The sequence below is a fragment of the Flavobacterium sp. WG21 genome (assembly GCF_000335775.1).
GTDB lineage: Bacteria > Bacteroidota > Bacteroidia > Flavobacteriales > Flavobacteriaceae > Flavobacterium > Flavobacterium tructae.
Genome location: NZ_AMYW01000017.1, coordinates 1 through 23560, shown reverse-complemented (window position 1 = coordinate 23560; position 23560 = coordinate 1). Strand labels below are relative to the sequence as shown.

Sequence of the window (23560 nt, the reverse complement as noted above, 5' to 3'; positions counted from 1 at the left end):
AATGGATATAAGAAAAAAAATAACATACACTTATGTAGCCTTGTCGTCTTTTAGTACATTACTTCTATGTATTGTTGTTTTTGTTCTATTCAGAGAAAATAATCGTTACCATTTCTTAAAAAGACTTGAAGACAGAGCCAAAATTGTTGCGTCTATTCATTTTCAGAACGATCCTGAAAAAATAAAATACTACAGTAATCTTAAAAAAAACGGACTGGAAGAACTTATCGAAGAAGAAGAGTTTGTTCTCAAGATAAACAGTGCCAATAGTTTTGATTACAATACAAAACTGAATTTACCGAATGAGTTTTATACCAATATTTTAAAAACAGGAAAAGACTATTTTGAGGTAGAAAACAAATATTATTTAGGACAGGTTTTTACAGAAAATAATCAAAAATACATCGTAATTGTAGGAGCTCGTGACCGAAAAGGACCGACCACCACAATCTATATTTTAAAAATCATGTTGTTCGGAGGTATAGGTTTTATATTTCTGGCCTTCTTTTTAGGACGTTTCCTGGCCAAAAGAGTCATTAATCCTGTGGCAAGAATTACCAAAGAAGTAAACAGAATTAGTGCTTCCAACCTTCACAATCGCTTGCCGGAAGTTAAAAACTCAGATGAAATCTCAGACCTTACGGAGACCTTCAACGATATGCTGGATCGTTTGGAAACCTCATTCGAAATACAAGCCAATTTTATCAATAATGCTTCACACGAGTTAAAAACACCTATAACGACAATCATTGCAGAGTCTGAAATTATGCTTTTGAAAGAAAGAGAAGTTCCGGAATACATTCAGTCCCTTGAAAATATTTACAGTCAGGCTTCCCGATTAGGAAACTTGACGGAGAGCTTGCTAAAGCTTACACAAACAGGTTACGACGGTAAAAAACAGGTGTTGGATATTGCCAGAATCGACGAAGTATTAATGGATGTAAAGTCGGATTTAGATAAAATTTATCCGGACAATCGTGTAAGTATCAAACTTAACTTTGCCCCTAAAGACTCTAATCTGCTTTTAATTCCGTGTAACAAACCGCTTTTGGAGCTTGCTATCAATAATATTATTACCAATGGCGTAAAATATTCCGATAACAATGAGGTTTTTGTAACCCTCTCTGCTAATCAGGACTGGATAAAAGTGGCGATCAACGATATCGGAATCGGGATTCCACCGGAAGATATTCCGCATTTGTATGAACCTTTCTTTAGAGGTAAAATTGCAACTAAATATATAGGATACGGTTTGGGGCTTCCATTGGCTTCCAAAATCATTCGTATGCACGACGGAGAGATTCAGGTGCAGTCAGAGCAAAACAAAGGCACCATTGTAACTATTGTCTTCAATAAAACAAGTTCGAAGAAAAGCAACATTAAGACTTCTAATGTTGAATCTTAGAAAATTCTAATTTCATATTAAGACCCTTCTAATTTGGCAGGCGTTACTTTGTAAGTATAAACTAAAAGAGTATACTTATGAAAAATTTCCTTATACCTACTACTTTAAAAGACGATACAATTTGTGCTGTAAAATCAGCTGTTGGTCAGGCAAAAGATTCAGATTGCGAAATTATTCTTATGATGGTATCAGAAACTCCTGATGCTTTTTCATCCTCTAATTTTTTACGTGAAATGCGCACCGGACTTACTGCAAGTCAGGAAGAAGTGCTGGACACTTGCCGATACATTATTGAACACACACCCAATTGTAAAATAAAAGTACACAATCAATACGGACTTTCTTCTCCGATTTTTAAGCGTATTATTGATGTTTTTGCTATAAAACTGGTAGTTCTTACCAATTCGTATAAGCAGGAAACAAAACGAATTCACCAATACCTGGTGCAATTAGCCGGAAACCAAAAATGTCCAATTCTGCATTTAGGTTCAGAGCAATATAAAGAAGACTTTAATAAAGCACTTTATATCGAAAACGGTCGTGCCAACATGCATGTAAAAGACGTTCAGCAATTTTTGAACAACAATTTTTCATTTGAAATTGTAAGTCAGACTTCCAGTTTTGAAGACAACTACGAAAATTTTGCTCCTTATTTATCAGAAGCGATTTCAAAATACGATATCGATTTGTTAGTAGAAACCCGCAAAGGAGAGAAAATACAATTCAAGAAAAATAAAAAAGAGAGTATAAACGATAAAACTGGTCTTCCGGTGCTTTCGCTCTACGAAGAATTGGTGTAAAGTCAATTTCTTCAAAAAAAATAGAAGTTTAATTTAAACGGAAAGATATGTTATTAAAGAAAAGAATTCCAATGAGGTACGTTCTCGGGAAAATTAAGGTGGAATTGGCGCTTGTAATGACTTACACCATTTTATTTGAAATTTTTCATCATTATTTTATCAATGTAGCGATCGAAATACCAATCGCAATTCCTACCATGGTAGGTACAATTATATCCTTGTTACTGGCTTTTAAATCCAATCAGGCTTATGACAGATGGTGGGAAGCACGCATTATTTGGGGATCAATTGTAAATGAGTCCAGAACTTTGGTACGACAAATGCTTACTTTTTATAAAGATCCGGGGTTTTCTGTAGAAGCGAATGAATTCAAGGAGAACTTCACCAAAAGACAAATAGCATGGTGTTACAGCCTAGGACAGGCGTTGCGTAATAAAGATGCGATAAAACCAATCAAAGATTTGATCAGTGAAGAGGAACTGAATTTTGTCAAAAACCATCAGAATATTCCAAATGCGATATTATTGCTTCATGGTAGAGATCTTAGGATTGCCAAAAAGGACAAACGATTAAATGCTTATCAGCAGGTTGAAATAGACAATACTTTGTCAAGATTATGTGATGCAATGGGAAAATGTGAGCGTATTAAAAATACCATTTTCCCAACCACTTACAGCATGTATATCAGAATGACGCTGTGTTTGTTTATTTTGTTATTGCCTTTTGGACTTATCAGTTTATTGAGCTGGTTTGCTGTTCCGTTAATTACAATTATCGGTGGAACGTTCTTCTTAATTGAAAAAATGGCAATTCATTTACAGGATCCATTCGAAAACAGACCTACAGATACACCTGTAACCGCAATTTCGAATACCATCGAAAAGAATTTAATGCAAATGTTAAATGAGTATCAAAGTGAGTTTGACATTATCAAAGAATTCGATCTTCAACCCGATTTAAAGAAAGCGGAAAACAACGCTTATTTTGTTTTATAATTATGTGAATTGATTTTGGTTTCTCAATTTGTTAACTGGACAGCGCTTTGTTAATGCGGCTGTCCAGTTTTTTTTATGTATTTTAACCCATTGGATGTAAGAAAAAAAAATTGCACAATCTGCGGGATATGCGAGAAAAAAATAGGTGTAAAATATGAGATGTGAAATGTGACTGTAAACTGCGACTTGGTTCTACTGATCAATCAATTTTCCCAGAGTTTGAATAGAGGATCTTAATTCATTGGTCCACGGAAGTCCAAAACTCAATCGCATGCAATTTGAAAACTGATTTTGAAAAGTAAAAATTCTTCCCGGAGCAAAACTAATTTTATGCTGCATTGCTAATTGATAAAAAGCAGCCGTATCTATATTCTTATCAAGTTCAATCCAAAGAAAAAAACCTCCTTGTGGCTGACTTACCTTGGTTCCTTTCGGGAATGACTCTAAAACCGTATTGATATAGTTTGTACAGTTGTGATTCAATATCTGTCGTATTTTTCGAAGATGATTTTCATAGCGGCCATTTTTCAGAAAGTCGCCCACCACCTGATGCGTGATGGTAGGAGTGGAGAGGGTATGATAGATTTTGTTGCGTAAAATCTCCTTTTTGAATTTCCCCGGAGAAACCCAGCCCACACGATATCCCGGTGCCAAAGTTTTTGAAACCGAACTGCAGCAAAGTACAATGCCACTTTCGTCATAGGTTTTGCAATTGGTTGGACGACTCGAGCCAAAGTACAAATCACCGTGAATATCGTCTTCAATTAATGGAACGTTGTAAAATTCCATTAATCGCACCACTTCCTTTTTATGTTCAACTGGCATCATACTTCCCGAAGGATTGCTGAAGTTACTCATCAGCAAACAGAGTTTTACTTTTTTAGTAGAAAGTGCTTTTTTCAGGGCATCCAGTTCTATTCCCGTAGTCATATTGGTAGGCAGTTCCATGATATACAAACCCAGAGATTTGGCCAACTGCAGGATGCCAAAATAAGCAGGACTTTCGGTAATAATAGTATCTCCCGGTTTGGTTAGTGTCATCAAACAATGTGATATGGCACTCGTACAGCCCGGCATGGTGATAATGTCTCTTTCTGTTAAAGAACCTCCCCAAGTGAAAGACCATCTTGCAATTTCTTTTCTTAGATTAAGATTACCCTGTACCTGCTCATAACTTGTACCGCTATTAGGAAGCTGCCGCATGGCCTGAATCATTCCCTTATTTAATTTGGCAATAGGCAGCAATTCGTTCGAGGGAAAGCCCAAAGAAAGCATCGTAATACTCGGATCAGTCATGTTTTTGTAAACCTGATCAATTAAATCTTCCCGGTCAATGTTCACACATTTTAAAACAGGACTGCTGGGCGAAGGCTCAGGAATGGTTCTGGCCGAAATGTTAGTTACATAATAACCGGATTGAGGCCTGGATTCTATAAGCGACCTGCTTTCAATTTCATAATAGGCTTTGCTTACAGTGCTCATGCTGTAACCCGTTTCGGCACAGACTTCACGTATCGAGGGCAGCTTATCGCCAACATTTAAAACACCCGATTTTATTTGCTTTTCAATTCGGTCTGCAAATTGCAGATACAAGTAGTTGGAATTTTTCATAAAAAAGAAACTGTTATGGTGCAATTTACAAAAACTGTATCTGTATTGCTGTTTTATTTTTTAGAAATTTGCTTTATTCAATAACGAACCTAAAAAGAATAACTTGTGAAAACAACAAAATATTATATAGCGGCCATTACCTGTTTCGTCATCTGGGGATTTTTTAGCTTGGCATTAAAGCCCATTCACGAATATCCTTCTTTAGATATTTTATTCTATCGTGTTTTCAGCTGTAGTATTCTCATGTTATTGATTGCCTTTACTTTTAAAAGAAAAAGAATCAAAGAAACCATCGCTACCTTTAAAGCATTACCAGCTTTGGAGAGACGCAGATCACTTTTGTTGAATATTGGAGGAAGTGTTTTTTTAATGGCCAACTGGTTTACTTTTATTTATGTAATGAATCATGTTAGTGTAAAAGCAACTTCTTTGGCCTATTTAGTGTGTCCAATTTTGACCACCTTACTGGCGTACTTTATTTTGAACGAAAAATTAAGTAAAACACAATGGATGGCTGTAGGACTAAGTGTTTCCGGTTGTTTGCTTTTATCCTATGCCAATATTATGGACATGGTTTTTAGTATTGTTATTGGTTCTACTTACGCTTCGTATTTAGTTAGTCAAAGGATCAACAAAGGATTCGATAAATTTATTGTGCTCACCTTTCATATTACATTGGCAGCCTTATTTTTATTACCCTTTTATCCTGCTTACAGCGGACCGATTCCAACAGAATTTAAATTTTATTTCTGTATTGAAACTATTGCGATTCTGTTTACCATATTCCCGTTGTTTCTCAATTTATATGCACTTTCCGGAATCAACTCATCAACAGTCGGTATGCTTTTAAATATCAACCCAATGATTGCATTTCTATTGGCTCTCTTTTGGTATCATGAACCAATAGGATCCATACAAATTGTCGCTTATAGCATTGTTTTTCTGGCCGTATTGGTTTTTAATTCACATCATATTTTCGCCATTAGGCAAAAAATAACGCAATATCCCAAGGCTCTCAAGTAATTTGAAATACTTTATGTTTTTTATTGGTTTAAAATCTAAAGTATCAGAATCTTATCGGATGTGTAAACAGGAATGACTATTTTTCATTCCTGTTTTTTTTAGAATGTGTACGCTTCTTTGTCTGCTTTTTCTCTTTCAGGGCAATACTTTCCTTTGATTTAGCTCATAGTGCGTTGTACTATGCTTTTGTTATTGGGCCTTCAGCCCTTTTACCTGTTTATTTTAGACGCTTATATTTTTTCTTAATTCAGTTTGTAGTGCGTTGGAATATGCCTGTGTTATTAAGACTTCGGTTCTTTTATCCATTTAGGACTTATACTCAAAGTTTAATAATCTTTAGGGAGAAAGTAGTAGAAAACTGTTGCTCTGAAAGAGCTTCAGCTGAAGCATAGTGTGAAGCACTATAAATAATTAGGAATGAGCGTTTGCGCCCTGAAAGGGCAAAAGCCTAATTGCAAAGAAAACAATTCTCGTATTTTGTATTGTTATTTTCCGGAACGAAGCTAAAATTACCACAATCTTAACAAGGTATGTAAACAGGAATGAGTATTTTCATTTTTACTTTTTTATATCACATAAAGTGTAAACACATAAAAGAGATCTAAGCGGCATAATTCGCTAAAAATCGATGTTTCGACACCTAAAAACCAATATTCCTATGAAAAATACCAAGCTCCAGGCCTTTATTCCGTTGTTTTATTTAGTGTGGTCCGATGATTTACTGACTCAGAAAGAGTTTGTTACGATTCAGAAATTTATCAATGATCTTAGCTGGCTTTCGCCTGAAGAAAAACAACAATTGCTTTCCAGAGTTGATATTTCAAATCCGCCGGGACGAAATGAACTGGCACAATGGAAATTGGATATAGAGAAAAGCATTGAAAATAAAGAAGATATCAGATCGATTTTTGATATTGCCGTGGCACTTTCAGAAAAGGATCTGGACATTTCGACCTTAAAATCAAATTTTATCCAACTGGAAAATGATCTTGGAATTTTAGGGGAAGAAGCGCTTCAGAATTTTAAAACAAAAGCAGGTTCCTTTACTGCAAACTCTCATACGAACAGTGAGTTTGATGTTCAAAAAATTACAGCTCTTTTAAATGGTAAAGAAGCCGGGATAATCAATAGAGTAAAAGCAATTATTTCAAAACCTGAATTTGCGTACGAAACTTCGACAGATATTAAGGTGTATCGTCAGACGGTTTACAATTGGTGTAAGCTGCTCGCTGAAGAAAATCTTGGCAATATGGCCTACCCAAAACAATATGGAGGAGGAGAAAACATAGCCGATTATTTTGCGATTATGGAAACCTTGAGTTATCATGACCTGAGTTTGGTAATCAAATTTGGCGTTCAGTTCGGACTTTGGGGTATGAGTGTTCAATCGTTAGGAACAGAAAAACATTATGCCAAATATTTAAGAGACATTGGAACATTAAAAATCCCTGGGTGTTTTGCGATGACCGAAACACATCATGGTTCTAATGTAAAAGGGTTGGAAACGACAGCAACTTATAATCATGCAGATCAGACTTTTATCATTCATACGCCAAATAAAAATGCTCAAAAAGAATATATTGGAAATGCGGCCGTTCACGGTCAGATGGCGACTGTTTTTGCAAAATTAATCATTGACGATCATGATTATGGCGTAAATGCATTTGTTGTTCCATTAAGAGATGCCAACGGAACTGTACTAAAAGGAATTGCGATTGGAGATTGCGGACATAAGATGGGTTTGAATGGAGTAGATAACGGAACCATTAGTTTCGATCAGGTAGTGATTCCGAAAGAAAATATGCTGGATCGTTTCGCCTCTGTAAATGACAAAGGGGAATTTGAAAGCCCGATTCCGAGTGACAACAGACGTTTTTTTACGATGTTAGGGACTTTGGTAGGCGGTCGCATTGGGATTCCCCGTTCAGCGTTGGCGGCAGCCAAATCCGGACTGACAATTGCTATTCGATACAGCGATCAGCGTCGACAGTTTGGACCTGAAGGCGGATCAGAAGTTCCGATTCTGAACTACAGAATGCACCAGCGTCGATTGATTCCGCCATTAGCAAAAACATATGCTGTGCATTTTGCGCTGCAGTACCTTACTAATCGGTTTTTAAACAGAACTGAAGATGAAATGCAGGAAATTGAAGCATTGGCTGCAGGAATGAAATCCTATTCGACCTGGAGTACAAGAGACATACTGCAGGAATGCCGTGAAGCCTGTGGCGGAAAGGGATATTTATCAGAGAACCGAATCGATGCTTTGAAAAATGACACCGAAATTTATACCACTTTTGAAGGTGACAATACTGTTTTGATGCAATTAGTTGCTAAAAACAGACTCTCAGAATTCAGAAAATCTTTCGGAGAAATGGGCTCGTTAGGGATTATCAATTATGTGTATGAAAATGCAAAAACGGCACTTACCGAGAAAAACCCAATTGCAACCAGAAAAACGGATGACGAACATTTGCTGGATGGGGATTTTCATTTACAGGCATTTGTTCACAGAGAGAAAACAATTTTAGCTTCGGCAGCACGTCGTATCAAAAAACTAGTCGACGGTGGTTTAGAACCTTACGACGCTTTTAATGTTGTGCAGCACCAAATGATCGACGTGGCTCAGGCTTATCTGGACAGAGTGGTGCTGGAGCAATTTCAACTGGCGATAAAATCAGTAGAAGATAGTAAGACAAAAGAAATTCTGACGAAACTCAATCAGTTGTATGCGCTTTCACAATTAGAAAAAAATAAAGCCTGGTATCTCGAAGACGGTTATATGGAAGCCGTCAAAACCAAGGCAATTCGTAAAATAGTCAATCAGCTTTGCTGGGATATCCGACCGGATGCGGTGGCCCTGGTGAATGCTTTTGATATTCCGGAGAGCTGTCTGTCTGCACCAATTGCGTTTTAGTAGAGTAAAGAGTAAAGAGTAAAGAGTAAAGAGTAAAGAGTAAAGAGTAAAGAGTATGTAATAAATAGCCACGAATTCACGAATTTTTTCTAATCTACATTGTTTAAAGAAATTCGTGAATTTGTGGCTAACTTTTTTAAAGTTGTAGCTTTTTTTTAGTATTAAGTATTTGGTTTTTAGTTGTTTGGTATTTTGTTTTGAAACAACAAGGAATTTTTGTCATTATTTTTATTATATCACAATGTGGCTAAAAGTGATTTTTAAACCATAGCTTTATTGACGTAACTGGCTTTTTCAAAATCCATAATATTGATCGAAATAATAGGGACTTCGGGAAGTATGTCGTTTAGTTTAGTGACAATTGCTTTTGATAATCCTGCTTTTTGATCGGTATTTCGGCCTTCTAAAATGTAGGCAAAGACGTGAATAAAATCGTCGGAAGAATTTCCATTATTATAATAGCTGAAAGGATGGATACGAACCTTAATATCAGTTGGAACGAAAAGATTAGTGGCTAAAGCTGTATGGTAAATTTCCTGCATGATATCGTCGGCAGATTTTAAACGGATTACATTTTCAGAGCAATCAATAACAAAGTGTGGCATGGGTATAATGTTTAAATTAGAAAAAATGAAGTATAAACAAATTTACAAAAATCCGATAGAGAATCAGTGCGGTTATTTTTTTTCGGGAGCTTTTATTCATTACAAAAGTCACAATTTTCAATCTGCTAAATAATTCCTTTTTCTGGTAGCACTTTCTTATATTTGCAAGTCTCATTATAGCTCCAATTGGTTTGAAAAATTATCTGCTGTTTTTTCTCTTCATCATTTTAGGAAGTCCTGTTTATTCAGCGGACAGCACAGATAGTATTATCGATAAGTTAAATGAAGCTTTAAAGAACAAAGCGCATTATGTTCGTTTGAGAGAAGAACGTATTTTAAATTTCAAAAAAATCAAATCCGATGATTTAACGAAAGAGCAGGAGTACGATTACAACCAAAGTTTGTACAGTCAATATCTGAAATTCAATTCTGATTCGGCTATTTTATATGTCAGGAAAAACCTGAAAATCGCCAGCGAACTTCAAAATGCCGATTTACTGAACCTGGCCAATCTGCAATTGGTAACATTGTACTCTTCATCGGGAAAATATCGCGAATCTGAGGCTATTTTAAAAAGCATTCCTAAAAAGGAATTGCCTAAAAAACTACTACCTAACTATTATAGTGCGTATCGCGAGTTTTTGGAACATTATGCTGCCAATAGCGACGATGTAAAGTACATTGAGCAAATTAACAAATACCGTGATTCGCTACTCACCGTTTTAGATCCTTCTACATTAAACTATCGAATCACCAGAATTGAGAAGGAGATGTCGGAGAAAAAGTTTGCTGCGGCTGAAAAAAAGCTGTTGGATTTATTGAAAAAAGCAAAAGATGATCATCCGCAATATGCCATGATTACTTATCTTTTGGCAAGTATCTATAAAGAAACAAAGCAGCTGGAACTTCAAAAGAAATACTATGCACTTTCAGCCACTGCCGATCTAAAAACCGCAAACAAGGACAATGCTTCTCTTCAGGAACTCGCTTTATTTTTTTATGAAGCCAATGATGTTGATATGGCCTATAAACTTACCCAATCGGCTATTGAAGATGCCTTGTATTGCAATGTTCAGTTTCGTACCCTTTTAATGTCAGAGGTATATTCGATTATCAACACCGTTTATTTAGAGAAAGAAGCTAAGAGAAAAACGGAACTTCAACTGTACCTTTTATGTATCAGTTTGTTATCGGCATTTTTAGTTGTTGCGGTGATTTATGTTTACAAACAAATGAAAAAAGTGTCGCGAATCAGGACAGAACTGTACAATACAAGTCAAAAATTAGCCGAATTAAATAAAGACATTACAGAAACCAACAATCAGCTGCAGGAAAGAAATGCACAATTATCGGAATCCAACCATGTTAAAGAAGAATACATTGCACATTTTTTCAGCCTTTGTTCAGCCTATATCAACAAACTAGAAAATTACCGTATCACTTTAAATAAAAAAGCGACCGCCAAACAATTTGATGAAATCTACAAAGTATTGAAATCAACCACTCTTGTTGATAACGAACTGGAAGAATTGTACAAGAATTTTGACATCATCTTTTTGAATTTATATCCCACTTTCGTAAAAGATTTCAACGCGCTTTTAATTCCGGAAGAGAAAATTGTTTTAAAACAAGGAGAACTGATGAATACAGAACTTAGAATCTTTGCTTTAATTCGTTTAGGAATTACAGACAGTGTAAAAATTGCAGCGTTTTTGCGTTACTCTTTGAGCACCATTTACAATTACCGAACCAGAGCACGAAATAAAGCTGCAGTTTCCCGAAATGATTTTGAAGAAATGGTCACAAAAATTGGTTTAATATCCGTAAAACTTTAGGAAATCATTCTAAAATCACTACTTTTTTCGGCTTTTTGTTTTTTGTAAATAATTGTTTTTCATGAAGTTGTGTTTTTAATTCACTACTTTTTTTCATTTAGAAATCCAGAACAAACTATAACGTTTTAGCTTTACAGTATTCTTAAAAAGAGATACTGCTTATACTTTCTTCCCATTGTAAATTAAATGCTTTAATAAATTAATAGTTATGTTTAAAAATGTTAAAACAATTGTTGTTTTACTACTGTTGAGTGCTGTCGGTGCGAGTGCACAGCATAAAATTCCGGTTTATTTAGACGATAAAAAATCGATTAATGAACGCGTAGAAGATGCCCTTGCAAGAATGACAACCGACGAGAAAATTGCCATGATACATGCGCAGTCAAAATTCAGCTCACCGGGTGTACCGCGTTTGGGTATTCCGGAAAACTGGATGACCGACGGACCACACGGAATTCGTACCGAAGTTTTATGGGACGAATGGGATCAGGCAGGATGGACTAATGATTCCTGTATTGCTTTTCCGGCTTTAACCGCACTTTCTGCTACCTGGAACAAAGAATTATCGTCTCTATACGGTAAATCTATAGGTGAAGAAGCACGTTACCGTAATAAAAATGTATTATTAGGACCCGGAGTTAACATTTACAGATCACCTCTAAACGGTCGTAATTTTGAATACATGGGAGAAGATCCTTTCCTTACTTCAAAAATGGTGGTTCCTTATATAAAAGGGGTACAGGCAAATGGAGTGGCTGCCTGTGTTAAACATTTCGCTTTAAACAATCAGGAAATAGGACGTAATACAGTTAATGTAATCGTTGATGACCGTGCTTTATATGAAATTTATTTACCGGCTTTTAAAGCTGCCGTTCAGGAAGGAGATGCCTGGGCAATTATGGGGGCATATAATAAATACAAAGGGCAGCACTGCTGTCATAATGAGTTTTTACTGAATGATATTCTGCGCGGAGAATGGGGCTTTAAAGGAGTTGTAGTGTCAGACTGGGGAGGCGTTCATGACACCAAACAGGCCATCTACAATGGATTGGATATGGAGTTCGGTTCCTGGACAAACGGACTTTCATGGGGAACCAGTAATGCTTATGACAATTACTTTTTGGCTAAACCATATTCTATTATGATTGCAAAAGGTGAGGTTGGAACAAAAGAACTGGACGAGAAAGTACGTCGTATTTTACGCCTGTCATTCTTAACGACAATGAATAAAAACAGACCTTTCGGTTCTTTTGGAACAGAAGAACACGCCAAAGCAGGTTTGAAAATCGCCGAGGAAGGAATTGTGCTTCTTCAAAACAACAATAACATTTTGCCAATTAACCTTTCTAAAACAAAGAAAATTGCGGTGATTGGAGAAAATGCTATTAAAATGATGACTGTTGGAGGAGGAAGTTCTTCATTGAAAGCCAGATACGAAATTACGCCACTTGAAGGATTAAAGAAAAGAATCGGAAATCAGGCCGAAATTACTTACGCTCGCGGATACGTAGGAGATCCGACAAGTAACTATAACGGAGTGGTAGCCAAAGTAAGTCTGGAAGACAAACGTTCTCCTGTCGAATTAACTGCTGAGGCTGTAAAAGTAGCTGCAGCCGCAGATGTTGTTTTGTTCATAGGAGGTACAAATAAAAGTGATAAACAAGACGCTGAAGGTTTTGACCGTCTGGATTTAGGTCTTTCGTATGGTCAGGATCAGTTGATAGCAGAATTGGTGAAAGTAAATAAAAACATCGTTTTTGTGAATATTTCAGGAAATGCAGTGGCAATGCCATGGGTAAAAGACGTTCCCGGAATTGTACAAGGCTGGTTTTTAGGCACAGAAGCAGGAAATGCTTTAGCAGCTGTTTTAGTAGGAGATGTGAACCCTTCAGGGAAGCTATCGTTTACTTTTCCTGTGAAATTATCAGATAACGGAGCTCATGCATTAGGTGAATTTCCGGGCGGAGATGACGTTACATACAAGGAAAGTATATTCGTTGGTTACCGTTGGGCCGACAAGCAAAAAGCAAAGCCATTGTTCTCTTTTGGGCATGGGTTGAGTTATACGACTTTTCAATATGGAAAAGTAACAGCCGATAAAAAACAAATGGGAGCGGGCGATCAGATCACTTTTTCGGTAAAAGTAAAGAATACGGGAACACGAGAAGGTTCAGAAGTAGTTCAGCTTTATATTAGTGATCTAAAATCTTCATTACCGCGTCCGGTTAAGGAATTAAAAGGCTTCGAGAAGGTTTCGCTTCAGCCGGGAGAAGAAAAAACAGTGACTTTTACCATCGATAAAACAGCACTTAGCTTTTTTGATGATAAAAAACACGACTGGGTTGCTGAACCGGGAGCTTTTGAAGCCATCATTGGAGCATCTTCTACGGCTATAAAATCTAAAGTGAGTTTCTCACTTCAATAATTTCATGTTTCCAAAATTGGTTGGTTGTAAAGCTGCAAGTGTAAAAACTTGTGGCTTTACTTTTATGAACTCTGTTGGGGGGAATTATCAAAAAAAATAACACATAGAAACATAGATTTTGGCGGTAAGAAGAGAAAAGAATAGGAATGTATTTCTTTCACATAGAAAAACTACATGCATTTATAAGGAAGGGAAACGCCTTTTTTTTAGATAAAGAAGCGATGTCACTATGTACTAAAAATGAATTATACCAATACGTTAAATAAAAAGTCTATTATTTAAAATACTACTATGAAAAAAGCCATACTAGGTGTCATCACCTTATTTTTAACACAAAGTCTTTCGGCGCAAAGCCTGAACAAAATGCAATGGTTTAACGAACCTGAACAATGGGAAATTAAAAACAATGCTTTGATTATGAATGTGACAGCGAATAGTGATTATTGGCGCATTTCGCATTATGGTTTTACTGTAGACGATGCACCGTTTTATTATGCTACTTACGGCGGAGAGTTTGAAGCCAAAGTAAAGTTAACTGGTAATTATATCGCCCGCTTTGACCAAATGGGACTTATGCTTCGTATTGATGAGAAAAATTACATTAAAACCGGAGTTGAATTTGTGGATGGAAAATTTAATATAAGCACTGTTGTCACACACGATAAAAGTGACTGGAGTGTAACCACTTTAGAGAAAGCACCACCCTTTGTATGGATAAAAGTGGTGAGAAGACTGGACGCCGTTGAAGTCTTCTTTTCGTATGATGATAAAAACTATATTTTGACCCGAAATGCACCTTTGCAGGACAATGCACCGGTCATGGTAGGCCTGATGGCTGCATCACCGGACGGTAAAGGCTTTGAAGCTAAATTCGAAAATTTTAAAGTAACACATTTACCGGATCAACGCAGACTGGAATGGCTTAAAAAACACCAGGAATAGTAACGCTAAAAGCCAATTTTCTGCGAATTCAAATTCCAAATTTCAGCAGGAAATGAATGAAGAAAGGATTTTTCTTACCCTATTAGGATGTACTGTAATTATTGTAACAAATAACCATTCTTTCTTTAGGATTACAAGCTTCAATCCGCCAGCCTGTTAGGGAAATATCGCTATTTTAGCTTCCACCAAAAAATTAATCTAACCTTTTAACAACCAAAAACTATTTTATGAATTCAAGTTCAATGGAAATTAAACCCAAAAAACATTATGAAATTTTAGACGGCTTACGTGGGGTAGCCGCAATTTTAGTCGTTATCTTTCATGCTCTGGAAGCCTTTAATGAAGGAAGCCGATTTAAACAGCTTATGAATCATGGTTATCTGGCTGTCGATTTCTTTTTTCTTTTATCGGGATTCGTGGTAGCGTATGCCTACGACGATCGCTGGGAGAAAATGTCACAATGGGAATTTTACAAACGACGTTTAATCCGTTTACAGCCCATGGTTATTATGGGAATGGTCATTGGAGCGTCGCTTTATTATCTTCAGGCTTCGAATGTTGCTTTTCCGCAAATTGCCACTATGCCAATCTGGAAACTAATTTTAGTGATGCTGGCCGGTTTTGTACTAATACCGCTTCCGCCATCAATGGAAATTAGAGGCTGGGGCGAAACGTTTCCGCTTAACGGACCGGCATGGTCGCTTTTCTTTGAGTATATTGCCAATATTCTGTATGCGTTGTTCTTTCGTAAATTCTCGAATAAAGTCTTAGGACTTCTGGTATTGATTTTCGCGGGAATGCTTGTTCAATATACCGTTTTTGGCCCAAAAGGAGATGTTATCGGTGGTTGGTCACTAACGATGCAGGAATTGTATGTTGGGTTTACCCGCTTATTGTATCCATTCTTTGCCGGAGTTTTACTTTCCCGTTTAGGAAAACTCATTCACATCAAAGGCGCTTTTTGGGTTTGCAGCATTCTTATAATCGTTATTTTCAGCATCCCGAGGTTGGGTGATGAAAACAGTCTGTGGATAAACGGTTTGTATGAATCCATCGCCATTATACTGCTGTTTCCTTTAATTGTTGCTATTGGAGCGGGAGGAGAGATCAAAAATCCGTTATCGCTTAAAATTTGCAAAGCCTTAGGAGATATTTCATACCCAATTTATATTATACATTATCCGCTAATTTATTGTTATATGGCGTGGGTATTCGAAAACAAAGTACCGTTAAAGGATGGTTACGGAATCGGAATAGGTATTGTAATTTCGAGTATTGTAATCGCTTACCTGTGCCTGAAGTTTTATGACGAGCCTGTTCGTAACTGGCTTCAGAATAAATTTCAAAAAAGAAAAGTTTCTTAAGAGGAGGTTCAAAGAGGCAGAGGTTCAAAGGGACAAAGGCAAAACTTTTATCGCTTTAAACCTAAATCAAAAAGGGATGAAAACAGCACTGTTTTCATCCCTTTTTGATTTATTAGGAGTTTTAGAAAAAGGTTCAAAGAGAGAGAACCTCTGTCCCTTTGAACCTCTGAGCCTTTGAGCCTAAGTTTACTCTAAAACCAATTGTCCTAATGCTTCTTTGCTAAAGCCTTTTAATTGATCCGTATGTCCTGCTTTGATTTTAGCCACCCAGTTAGGATCAGATAAAAGAGGTCTTCCCACGGCAACTAAATCAAAATCGCCTCTGTCGAAACGTCTGTTTAGTTCCTCTAAAGAAGTTGGTTCAGAACTTTCTCCTGCAAAAGCACCAAAGAAATCGCTTGAAAGTCCAACAGAACCTACTGTAATAGTTGGTGCTCCGGTAACTTTTTTGGCCCAGCCTGCGAAATTCAGGTCAGATTCTTCAAATTCAGGCTCCCAGAAACGACGCTGAGAACAGTGTAAAATATCGACTCCGGCATCAACGATAGGACTTAACCAGGCTTCTAATTCCTGAGGGTTTTTAGCGAGTTTATAATTGTAATCAGAAGGTTTAAACTGAGAGAATCTCATAATCACAGCAAAATCGTTACCGACTTGTCTTCTGATTTCTTTTACGACTTCAATAGCAAAGCGACTGCGTTCCGGCAATGTTTTTCCACCGTAAAGATCCGTACGCAAATTGGTTTCCGCTCTAAAGAACTGGTCAATTAGATAACCGTGCGCACCGTGAATTTCGATCGTATCAAATCCCAGTCTTTTAGCATCGACGGCTGCTTTTCCAAAAGCGATAATGGTATTTTCAACGTCTTTCTCTGACATGGTGTTTCCGTTACTAAAATCAGGTCGGTTTAAGCCCGATGGTCCTTCAAAAGGCACAGGTGGAACCCATCCTGAATGATGATTGTCCATAATTCCCATATGCCAGATTTGCGGGCCCATTTGACCTCCCGCGGTATGAACCTCTTCAATTACTTTTTTCCATCCATTTAAGGCTTCTTCGCCATAAAAATGAGGAACATTAGCATCGTTTGAAGAGGAAGGTCTGTCAATAACAGTTCCTTCTGATAATATTAAACCAACTTCACCTTCAGCTCTTTTTTGATAGTAAGAAGCTACTTCGTCAGTTGGAACTCCGTTTGGAGAAAAGGAGCGCGTCATAGGCGCCATTACGATTCGGTTTTTAAGATTTAACGTTTTTAAGTTAAATGGCGAAAACAGGTTGTTTGTACTCATAGTAATTTACAAATTAGATTGAATTAATTTACTGAGTGCTTCAAAGGCACCTTCGTTACGTTTATAATAGGTCCATTGTCCAACACGTTTGGATTCGATAAATCCGGCGCGTTGTAAAATAGACAGGTATTCTGAGACTGTCGATTGGGTAAGACCCGCTTTGGCTTGTATCTGACCCACACAAACCCCATGCTCAAATCCCGAGTGCTGGAGCTGATCCGGGAAGTTGATTTCGGGTTCTTTTAACCATTCCAGCATTTGTAATCTGGATTTGTTGGCTAATGCTTTAAAGATTTCTATAGATTCCATAGTGCAAATATATCGACTTTTCCCGATATATCAATTTAAAGAAAGTTATTTAGTATAATTTTAAGAGTAGGGATGCAATTTGCGTGAGAAGTATTTATATTTGTTTCCACTTGAAAACAGTGCTTTTCTGACGATAGAATTGCAGAATTTGTATAGGACAATACCTTGCGATTACTAGTTTTTTGAAAGAGCTGTCAAGAAAATAACCCCAAATTTATTCATGAAGATTATGAAAAAAACACTACTTATTTTAGGTTTCCTATGCTGTGCCGTCACGAGTTCGAAAGCACAGGTGGTAGGAACCGACATTGGCGACATTGCTCCCGAAATTGATTTACCGGATACCAAAGGGAATAATATTGTGCTTTCTTCCTTAAGAGGAGAGCTTGTTTTAGTTGACTTTTGGGCATCGTGGTGCGGTCCCTGCATAAAAGAACAGCCCGAATTGATAAAACTGTACAACACTTATTCCGGTAAGTTTTCTATTTACAGTGTTTCAATGGATACGAAGAAAGCTCTTTGGACCGGAGCCATTGCAAAACAAAAACTGCCATGGACCCAGGTAAGTGACTTAAAATATTGGAATTCTCCGGTTATTGGCGATTACATGCTTCAATCGGTGCCTTTAAATTTTCTGATTGATAAAAATGGAATCATACTGGCAAAAAACATACATGGAAACGCATTGAATGAAATGTTGAAAAGCTTACTTACTGTTCAGTAAAAATAGAAACTTTGAGAATAGTATTGTTTTGAGAAAGAATGTAGGTAAGAAGAATATAAAACGGATGGAATGGAGTCAAAATTAAGTATAACTGAATTTAGGGCAAGATTAAAAAACAATACTGAAATTGGTTCTTTGAAAATAAAACTCAGCCACTTGAGAATATTCCCGAGATTTGGTGCATTAAAGCCTTTTTACGGTCTTTTTGATGATAAAAGTTTTCGTTTGACCATAAATTCGGCAACATCTCCCACCTGTTTTATTGTAAAAGGAAGCTACAAAAATGTTGATAACAGACTTAAGGTAAATTATACGATTGAGCCCAATAGTAAAATTCAATTGTTTTGGGTAAAATATTCACCTGTAGTGGCTATAATTGCAATTAACCTGTTTTTTGTTCTATTTGCGAGAGGACTCAGGAGAGCTTCTACTATCGTGAATTTGTTTTTACTTATTACCATTTTCTATTCCAGATGGAAAGAAGAAAGAAGGCGTAAGAAATTAGAGAAAAAGTTCCTCAGGATTTTTGAAATTAAGAGAGATTGGTGATACAGCTCTAAAAAAAACAAAACCTTTGTCAAAACATAGAATTGACAAAGGTTTTATTATTTAGATGATGACCTGAAGCTGAAATGAACTTAATTCAATCTGTCCGCATGATTTCGAACACCGCCAAAGTTGTTTTTTAGAAACTCTCTAATTTGAAATTGTGTTTTATTCTGAGTGACTTTTTTCCATTCATTAAAATCAAAAGCATGAATTTCAGTTGCATTCGGATTGGTAACAAAAGCGAGTCTTGCAATAGAATATTTGTAATACTTTAGTTCATGGGAAATATGTCGGTCCGGCACAACGATAAGAATGGTCTCCCATTCCAGATAATTTTTAGGAACATCTGCTCTTTCATTTAATCCAAGGGCTTCAAAAAAGGCAATGATCTTTTGATCATTAAGCTTGTCGATTTTCTGATCAACTCGTTTAATGGTGCTAATAAGTTTATTTTCATCTTTAATAACACTCATAACTAATAGCTGTTTTTTGTTTTTAGGTTAATTTCAATATAAAATTACACCAAAACAAAGTGAATTGTTAAAAGAGAGGCAATAGAATGATTCTAAATTTTATAGAAAGAGTTTACAGGCTTGTTTATCAGAAAGAAAGCGCCCCTTAGTGATCGGACAGCATAAGATCGGTTTTTCTTTTTTTGGGTTTATTCAGCACAAACAAAAGCAAGGGTAAGGTTACCAAAAAGAACAATCCAACAAGGAAAAAAGCATCTCTATAGCTTAATAAAGAAGATTGTCTTAAAACAACATTTTCCATAAGTCGGAGTGCTTTAAACTTAGCTTCATTATAAGCAAAACCTTTGCTTTGAAAATACCTGATGTAGGCATTTATCCGGTCCATTGCGATAGTGTTGTCTGGGGTAACAGTCGAAATGAGTTCGTTTCGGTGTGCTGCAAATCGATGAGCTACATAAGTATTGATAATCGAAACGCCAAAAGAACCGCCCAATTGCCGCATCATATTATTCAAAGCGGCGCCCTGACCAACATCTTTATCTTCTAAAGAAGAGACGGCCAGCATGGTAAGTGGAACAGTAAGCAGAGCCATTCCTAATGCACGAAAAATCAAAGAAGTTGCCACTTCCGCAGCACTGGTGTTTAAAGTCATTCCGGACATTCTCCAATTAAAATAAATAAACAAAAGAAATCCGGCTGCGATAATAAGTACCGGTGAAACGCCTTTTTGCAGTAAGGTTCCGCACATTTTTAAAGCCAGTAATGCAAACAGCGCCCCGGGTAACAAGAGCAATCCGGTTTGATAAGGCGAAAAGCTTAATAAACGCTGTGCAACAACTGGACTAATGTAGATGGAAATAAACATACCAAATCCGGTTACAAAAGTTAGGACTGCAGCAATACTTAAAGATTTACTTTTAAGTACCCGAAGATTTACGACAGGCTTTTCGATCGTAAGTTCCCAATAGACAAACAGGAGCAGGGTTGTCACAGCAATAAAGGTAAGCACAACAATATAGCGGGTTTCAAACCAGTCTTCGACTTCGCCTCTTTCGAGAACCGTTTGCAAAGTACCAACTCCTATGGCCAGTAAAACAATACCAGTCCAGTCGACCTTAGTGATTTCAGGTTTTACAGGAGGTTCTTGCAGTAGAAAGTAACAGGAAATCATGACGAGAATTCCAATCGGAACATTGATGAGAAATATCCAGGGCCAATCGTAATTTTCGGTAATATAACCACCCAGAGTAGGGCCAATAGTGGGGCCAATGAAGATTCCGGCTCCAAATATAGCTCCGGCTGTAGATTGTTTGTCTTTTGGGAAAAGTTCGAAAACCACAACTTGTGAGATGGATAACAAGGCACCGCCTCCAATTCCCTGAAAGAACCTGAAAAAAACGAGCATCCAAATGTTAGACGAATGCCCGCACATAAAAGAGCAGAACGTAAACAAAACAACAGAACCAATATAATAATTGCGCCGCCCGAGATTGGCGCTTAGAAAGCTTGTAATAGGTATTATAATCACATTGGCAATGGCATAAGCGGTAATCACCCACGAGGTATCTTCAAGCGTAGCGCCCAGATTTCCGCTCATGTGGGAAAGTGCAACATTTACAATTGATATGTCTATCAGTTCCATAATGGCGGCTAATATGACAGTCAGAATAAGTAGTTTTCGGTTTAAAGATGTCATAGATAAATATTTTATACCGATCGGTATATTTTTGGTTAAAAAAAAGGACTGTTGTTTTATTGATTTTACTCTAAGTCATCAATTATCTTTTTCAGTGAAAGCATAATAGTGGATAAATTAGACAGGTCGCCCGTTATTTTAGAAATCATGACAGCACCCTCGATAATAGCGATGATGGTTAGAGCGGTTTTTTCGGGATTTATGGATTCCCCTTTAAATTCTCCCGCAGCGATGCCTTGCTCAATAAAATAAACCAGTTTTTCTTTCCAGGCCAGAATGATGCTTTCGACCTTTTTTCTGAGTACCGGATGAGTATCGTCTGCTTCGGTGGCAGTATTGATAATAGGACATCCGCCCTGAGTGATTCTTAGCTCGTAATAATTAGAGTAGAGCCTTGGATAAACCAATAATTTGTCTTTAAACGTAGTTTGTTTGTCGATTTCTCGCGTAAAAGTATCCTGAAGTTTTTTTTACATTGAATTTAAAAGCCGCCAAGGCTACTTCGTCTTTGTTTTCAAAGTTGCCATAAATACTACCTTTTGTAAGGCCTGTCGCTTCAGTGATATCACTCATAGAAGTTCCGCTGTACCCTTTCATATTGAAAATAGGGGCGGTTTTCTCTATAATAAATTGCTTGGTTCTTTCGGCTTTACTCATAGTAATTGAAAATTTAAAATACAAATATATACCGATTGGTATAAAACAACAAGCTTTTTGAAAAAAAAACAAAAACTGTGGGATGCATCTTAGAACAGTTCCTCTCTGAAATGTAAAACTTAAAACTTAGAACTTAAAACTTAAAACTTGAAACTTAGAACTTGAAACTTAGAACTTGAAACTTGAAACTTAGAACTTGAAACTTGAAACCTGAAACAAACTAAAAAAAAACAACTTCAAAAACTTTTATTTGATTTTCATAACTTTGCAAAATGAAAGAGCAATTAGAAGAACAGGGTTCAGAACTTGGAATTAGTGATTTGAAGCTGAAAGGCTTTAAAGTGTATGAAGTAAACGGTGATGTGAGTAAGATTCCAACGTATAACCGTAGGGATTTTTACAAGATTTGCATCAATACCAGTAAGAGTTTTATTCATTATGCAGACAGAGGGATCGAAACGGACGGAACAATATTATTTTTCGGGAATCCGCATATTCCGTATTCCTGGGAAATTATTTCACCTTCGTATGAAGGTTATGCCTGTGTTTTTACGGAAGATTTTCTAAAAGTAAAAGATCGTTCCGAAAGCCTTCATGAATCGCCTTTGTTTAAAATTGGCGGTACACCGATATTTTCTTTATCAGCTGATCAAAAGGTGTTTATCGATTCCTTGTTTCAAAAAATGATACAAGAGCAGGAAACAGATTATGTTTTTAAAGATGACTTGATTCGTAATTATATCAATTTGATTTTGCACGAATCTATGAAAATGCAGCCTTCAGAGAATTTCTTTAAACCCAGAAATGCCTCCTCCCGAATTACCTCCTTGTTTTTGGAATTGTTGGAAAGACAGTTTCCCATAGAAACCAAAAATGAGCCATTAGCGTTAAAAACGCCGCAGGATTATGCTCAAAGTCTTGCTGTTCATGTGAATCATTTAAATCGTTCCGTTAAAGAAGTTACCGGAAAACCAACAACGGCGCATATTTCAGAAAGAATTGTTGGTGAAGCCAAAGCTTTGCTGCAGCATACGGATTGGAGTATTTCGGATATCGGTTATTCTTTAGGATTTGAATATCCAAGCTATTTTAATAATTACTTTAAAAGAATTACAGGGACAATTCCAAAATCACTCAGAGTGTAAATTGTTTCATATTCTTAATTTTTTGTTTGATTATTGTTATCTCGCTGCATCTTTACCTGTGTAAATTTGCATTGAAATAATTAGTATTAATCAGCAGTCAGTTTTCGATAAGCTAAATACAACTTCACAAAGCATATTCCCGCTTTTATGATTTAGTTTGAACTGATGGTAAAAACAAATCATTATGAGTACTACAGAAAATCAAATTGCTAAAACCATTTTTCCCAAAGGAGACTTAGCTTCTGCGGATTATTTTACAGGAAAAGCATGGATAAAGATGCTGGTTCCCAATGATCCTGTTCTAAATACTGCAGTGGGTAATGTCGTTTTTGAAGCCGGAGCACGCAACAATTGGCATACACATCCCGGCGGACAGATTTTGATCGTTACTCAGGGAAAAGGCTTTTATCAGGAAGAAGGGAAGCCTATTCAATTGCTTCAGGAAGGGGATGTTGTGAATATTCAGCCGGAAGTAAAACATTGGCACGGAGCTTCTCCTGACGGTGAATTTACTCATATTGTCATTAGTACCCGTACCGAAAAAGGCATTGTAGACTGGTTTAAGCCAGTTACCGATGAACAATACAACAGCTTTAAATGACTTAAAGTCTAAGTGTTGTGCTGTCTGATAATTGAAAGCAGCTTTTATGGTCGGGTTATTTTAAAAAAGAAATCAATCTCAAAAAATCAATTTTATGTCAACACCTTACACTTCTGTTATTGAAGAGGGAAAAATCCCGAATACCTATATGACTGGTGATGTTTCGTATAAAAAGCAAACCAGTGCCATTC

General features: G+C 36.7%; 21 protein-coding genes. 13 read left to right on the top strand and 8 right to left on the bottom strand.

Going from position 1 to position 23560, the window contains the following annotated elements:
• Position 1: 1 nt before the first annotated feature.
• The 3 genes from C245_RS0113190 to C245_RS0113180 all read left to right on the top strand — a co-directional run bounded on the left by C245_RS0113190 (position 2) and on the right by C245_RS0113180 (position 3200).
• Positions 2 to 1405 carry a HAMP domain-containing sensor histidine kinase gene (locus tag C245_RS0113190; protein WP_017497069.1) on the top strand — a complete coding sequence of 468 codons (1404 nt, stop codon included), beginning with the start codon at positions 2 to 4 and terminating at the stop codon, positions 1403 to 1405.
• 77 nt (positions 1406 to 1482) lie between these two features.
• A complete protein-coding gene (locus C245_RS0113185; RefSeq protein WP_017497068.1) occupies positions 1483 to 2205 on the top strand; it encodes a hypothetical protein in 723 nt (240 codons plus the stop codon).
• Between the two features lie 47 nt (positions 2206 to 2252).
• Positions 2253 to 3200 carry a bestrophin family protein gene (locus C245_RS0113180; RefSeq protein ID WP_017497067.1) on the top strand — a complete coding sequence of 316 codons (948 nt, stop codon included), beginning with the start codon at positions 2253 to 2255 and terminating at the stop codon, positions 3198 to 3200.
• A gap of 192 nt (positions 3201 to 3392) precedes the next feature.
• Here the strand turns inward: C245_RS0113180 and C245_RS0113175 are convergent, their stop codons facing one another.
• Positions 3393 to 4811 (bottom strand): PLP-dependent aminotransferase family protein, encoded by a 1419-nt coding sequence (locus C245_RS0113175; RefSeq protein ID WP_017497066.1) that lies wholly within the window; start codon positions 4809 to 4811, stop codon positions 3393 to 3395.
• 105 nt (positions 4812 to 4916) lie between these two features.
• Between C245_RS0113175 and C245_RS0113170 the strand changes: the two genes are divergently transcribed.
• The gene (locus C245_RS0113170) at positions 4917 to 5834 is read left to right on the top strand and encodes an EamA family transporter (protein ID WP_017497065.1); all 918 of its coding nucleotides are present in this window, start codon (positions 4917 to 4919) and stop codon (positions 5832 to 5834) included.
• A gap of 658 nt (positions 5835 to 6492) precedes the next feature.
• Complete coding sequence (locus C245_RS0113165; protein ID WP_017497064.1) at positions 6493 to 8751, top strand: acyl-CoA dehydrogenase; 2259 nt, start codon at positions 6493 to 6495, stop codon at positions 8749 to 8751.
• 260 nt (positions 8752 to 9011) lie between these two features.
• Here C245_RS0113165 and C245_RS0113160 read toward each other — a convergent pair whose 3' ends face one another.
• The gene (locus C245_RS0113160) at positions 9012 to 9356 is read right to left on the bottom strand and encodes a 5-carboxymethyl-2-hydroxymuconate Delta-isomerase (RefSeq protein ID WP_017497063.1); all 345 of its coding nucleotides are present in this window, start codon (positions 9354 to 9356) and stop codon (positions 9012 to 9014) included.
• Positions 9357 to 9547: 191 nt separating this feature from the next.
• Between C245_RS0113160 and C245_RS0113150 the strand changes: the two genes are divergently transcribed.
• The 4 genes from C245_RS0113150 to C245_RS0113130 all read left to right on the top strand — a co-directional run bounded on the left by C245_RS0113150 (position 9548) and on the right by C245_RS0113130 (position 15922).
• Positions 9548 to 11191 (top strand): DUF6377 domain-containing protein, encoded by a 1644-nt coding sequence (locus tag C245_RS0113150; protein WP_017497061.1) that lies wholly within the window; start codon positions 9548 to 9550, stop codon positions 11189 to 11191.
• A gap of 208 nt (positions 11192 to 11399) precedes the next feature.
• Positions 11400 to 13616 carry a glycoside hydrolase family 3 C-terminal domain-containing protein gene (locus C245_RS0113140; protein ID WP_017497059.1) on the top strand — a complete coding sequence of 739 codons (2217 nt, stop codon included), beginning with the start codon at positions 11400 to 11402 and terminating at the stop codon, positions 13614 to 13616.
• A 291-nt stretch (positions 13617 to 13907) separates the two neighbouring features.
• Positions 13908 to 14558 (top strand): DUF1349 domain-containing protein, encoded by a 651-nt coding sequence (locus tag C245_RS0113135; RefSeq protein WP_017497058.1) that lies wholly within the window; start codon positions 13908 to 13910, stop codon positions 14556 to 14558.
• A gap of 227 nt (positions 14559 to 14785) precedes the next feature.
• Positions 14786 to 15922: an acyltransferase gene (locus C245_RS0113130; RefSeq protein ID WP_017497057.1), complete on the top strand. Its 1137-nt coding sequence runs from the start codon at positions 14786 to 14788 to the stop codon at positions 15920 to 15922.
• A gap of 186 nt (positions 15923 to 16108) precedes the next feature.
• Here the strand turns inward: C245_RS0113130 and C245_RS0113125 are convergent, their stop codons facing one another.
• Entirely contained in the window at positions 16109 to 17215 is a 1107-nt protein-coding gene (locus C245_RS0113125) for an NADH:flavin oxidoreductase (RefSeq protein WP_017497056.1), read from the bottom strand.
• Between the two features lie 6 nt (positions 17216 to 17221).
• Complete coding sequence (locus C245_RS0113120; protein ID WP_017497055.1) at positions 17222 to 17524, bottom strand: helix-turn-helix transcriptional regulator; 303 nt, start codon at positions 17522 to 17524, stop codon at positions 17222 to 17224.
• Between the two features lie 229 nt (positions 17525 to 17753).
• Here C245_RS0113120 and C245_RS0113115 point away from each other — a divergent pair, with 229 nt between their 5' ends.
• Positions 17754 to 18248, top strand: coding sequence for a TlpA disulfide reductase family protein (locus tag C245_RS0113115; protein ID WP_035746671.1), 495 nt, complete (start codon positions 17754 to 17756; stop codon positions 18246 to 18248).
• Between the two features lie 69 nt (positions 18249 to 18317).
• Positions 18318 to 18797: a hypothetical protein gene (locus C245_RS0113110; RefSeq protein WP_157495859.1), complete on the top strand. Its 480-nt coding sequence runs from the start codon at positions 18318 to 18320 to the stop codon at positions 18795 to 18797.
• A gap of 89 nt (positions 18798 to 18886) precedes the next feature.
• On the opposite strand, the gene C245_RS0113105 is transcribed toward C245_RS0113110, so the two are convergent.
• From C245_RS0113105 to C245_RS24645, 4 genes are all read right to left on the bottom strand, one after another.
• Positions 18887 to 19270 carry a hypothetical protein gene (locus C245_RS0113105; RefSeq protein WP_017497052.1) on the bottom strand — a complete coding sequence of 128 codons (384 nt, stop codon included), beginning with the start codon at positions 19268 to 19270 and terminating at the stop codon, positions 18887 to 18889.
• Between the two features lie 145 nt (positions 19271 to 19415).
• Entirely contained in the window at positions 19416 to 20966 is a 1551-nt protein-coding gene (locus C245_RS0113100) for a DHA2 family efflux MFS transporter permease subunit (RefSeq protein ID WP_026110050.1), read from the bottom strand.
• Between the two features lie 65 nt (positions 20967 to 21031).
• Positions 21032 to 21373, bottom strand: a complete 342-nt coding sequence (locus C245_RS24650; RefSeq protein WP_232424362.1) for a TetR family transcriptional regulator C-terminal domain-containing protein — start codon at positions 21371 to 21373, stop codon at positions 21032 to 21034.
• Positions 21374 to 21383: 10 nt separating this feature from the next.
• Positions 21384 to 21623, bottom strand: coding sequence for a TetR/AcrR family transcriptional regulator (locus C245_RS24645; RefSeq protein WP_232424361.1), 240 nt, complete (start codon positions 21621 to 21623; stop codon positions 21384 to 21386).
• Positions 21624 to 21895: 272 nt separating this feature from the next.
• On the opposite strand from C245_RS24645, the gene C245_RS0113090 reads away from it, so the two are divergent.
• Complete coding sequence (locus tag C245_RS0113090) at positions 21896 to 22768, top strand: AraC family transcriptional regulator (protein WP_017497050.1); 873 nt, start codon at positions 21896 to 21898, stop codon at positions 22766 to 22768.
• Between the two features lie 184 nt (positions 22769 to 22952).
• Positions 22953 to 23369 carry a cupin domain-containing protein gene (locus C245_RS0113085; RefSeq protein ID WP_017497049.1) on the top strand — a complete coding sequence of 139 codons (417 nt, stop codon included), beginning with the start codon at positions 22953 to 22955 and terminating at the stop codon, positions 23367 to 23369.
• Positions 23370 to 23560 lie beyond the last annotated feature (191 nt).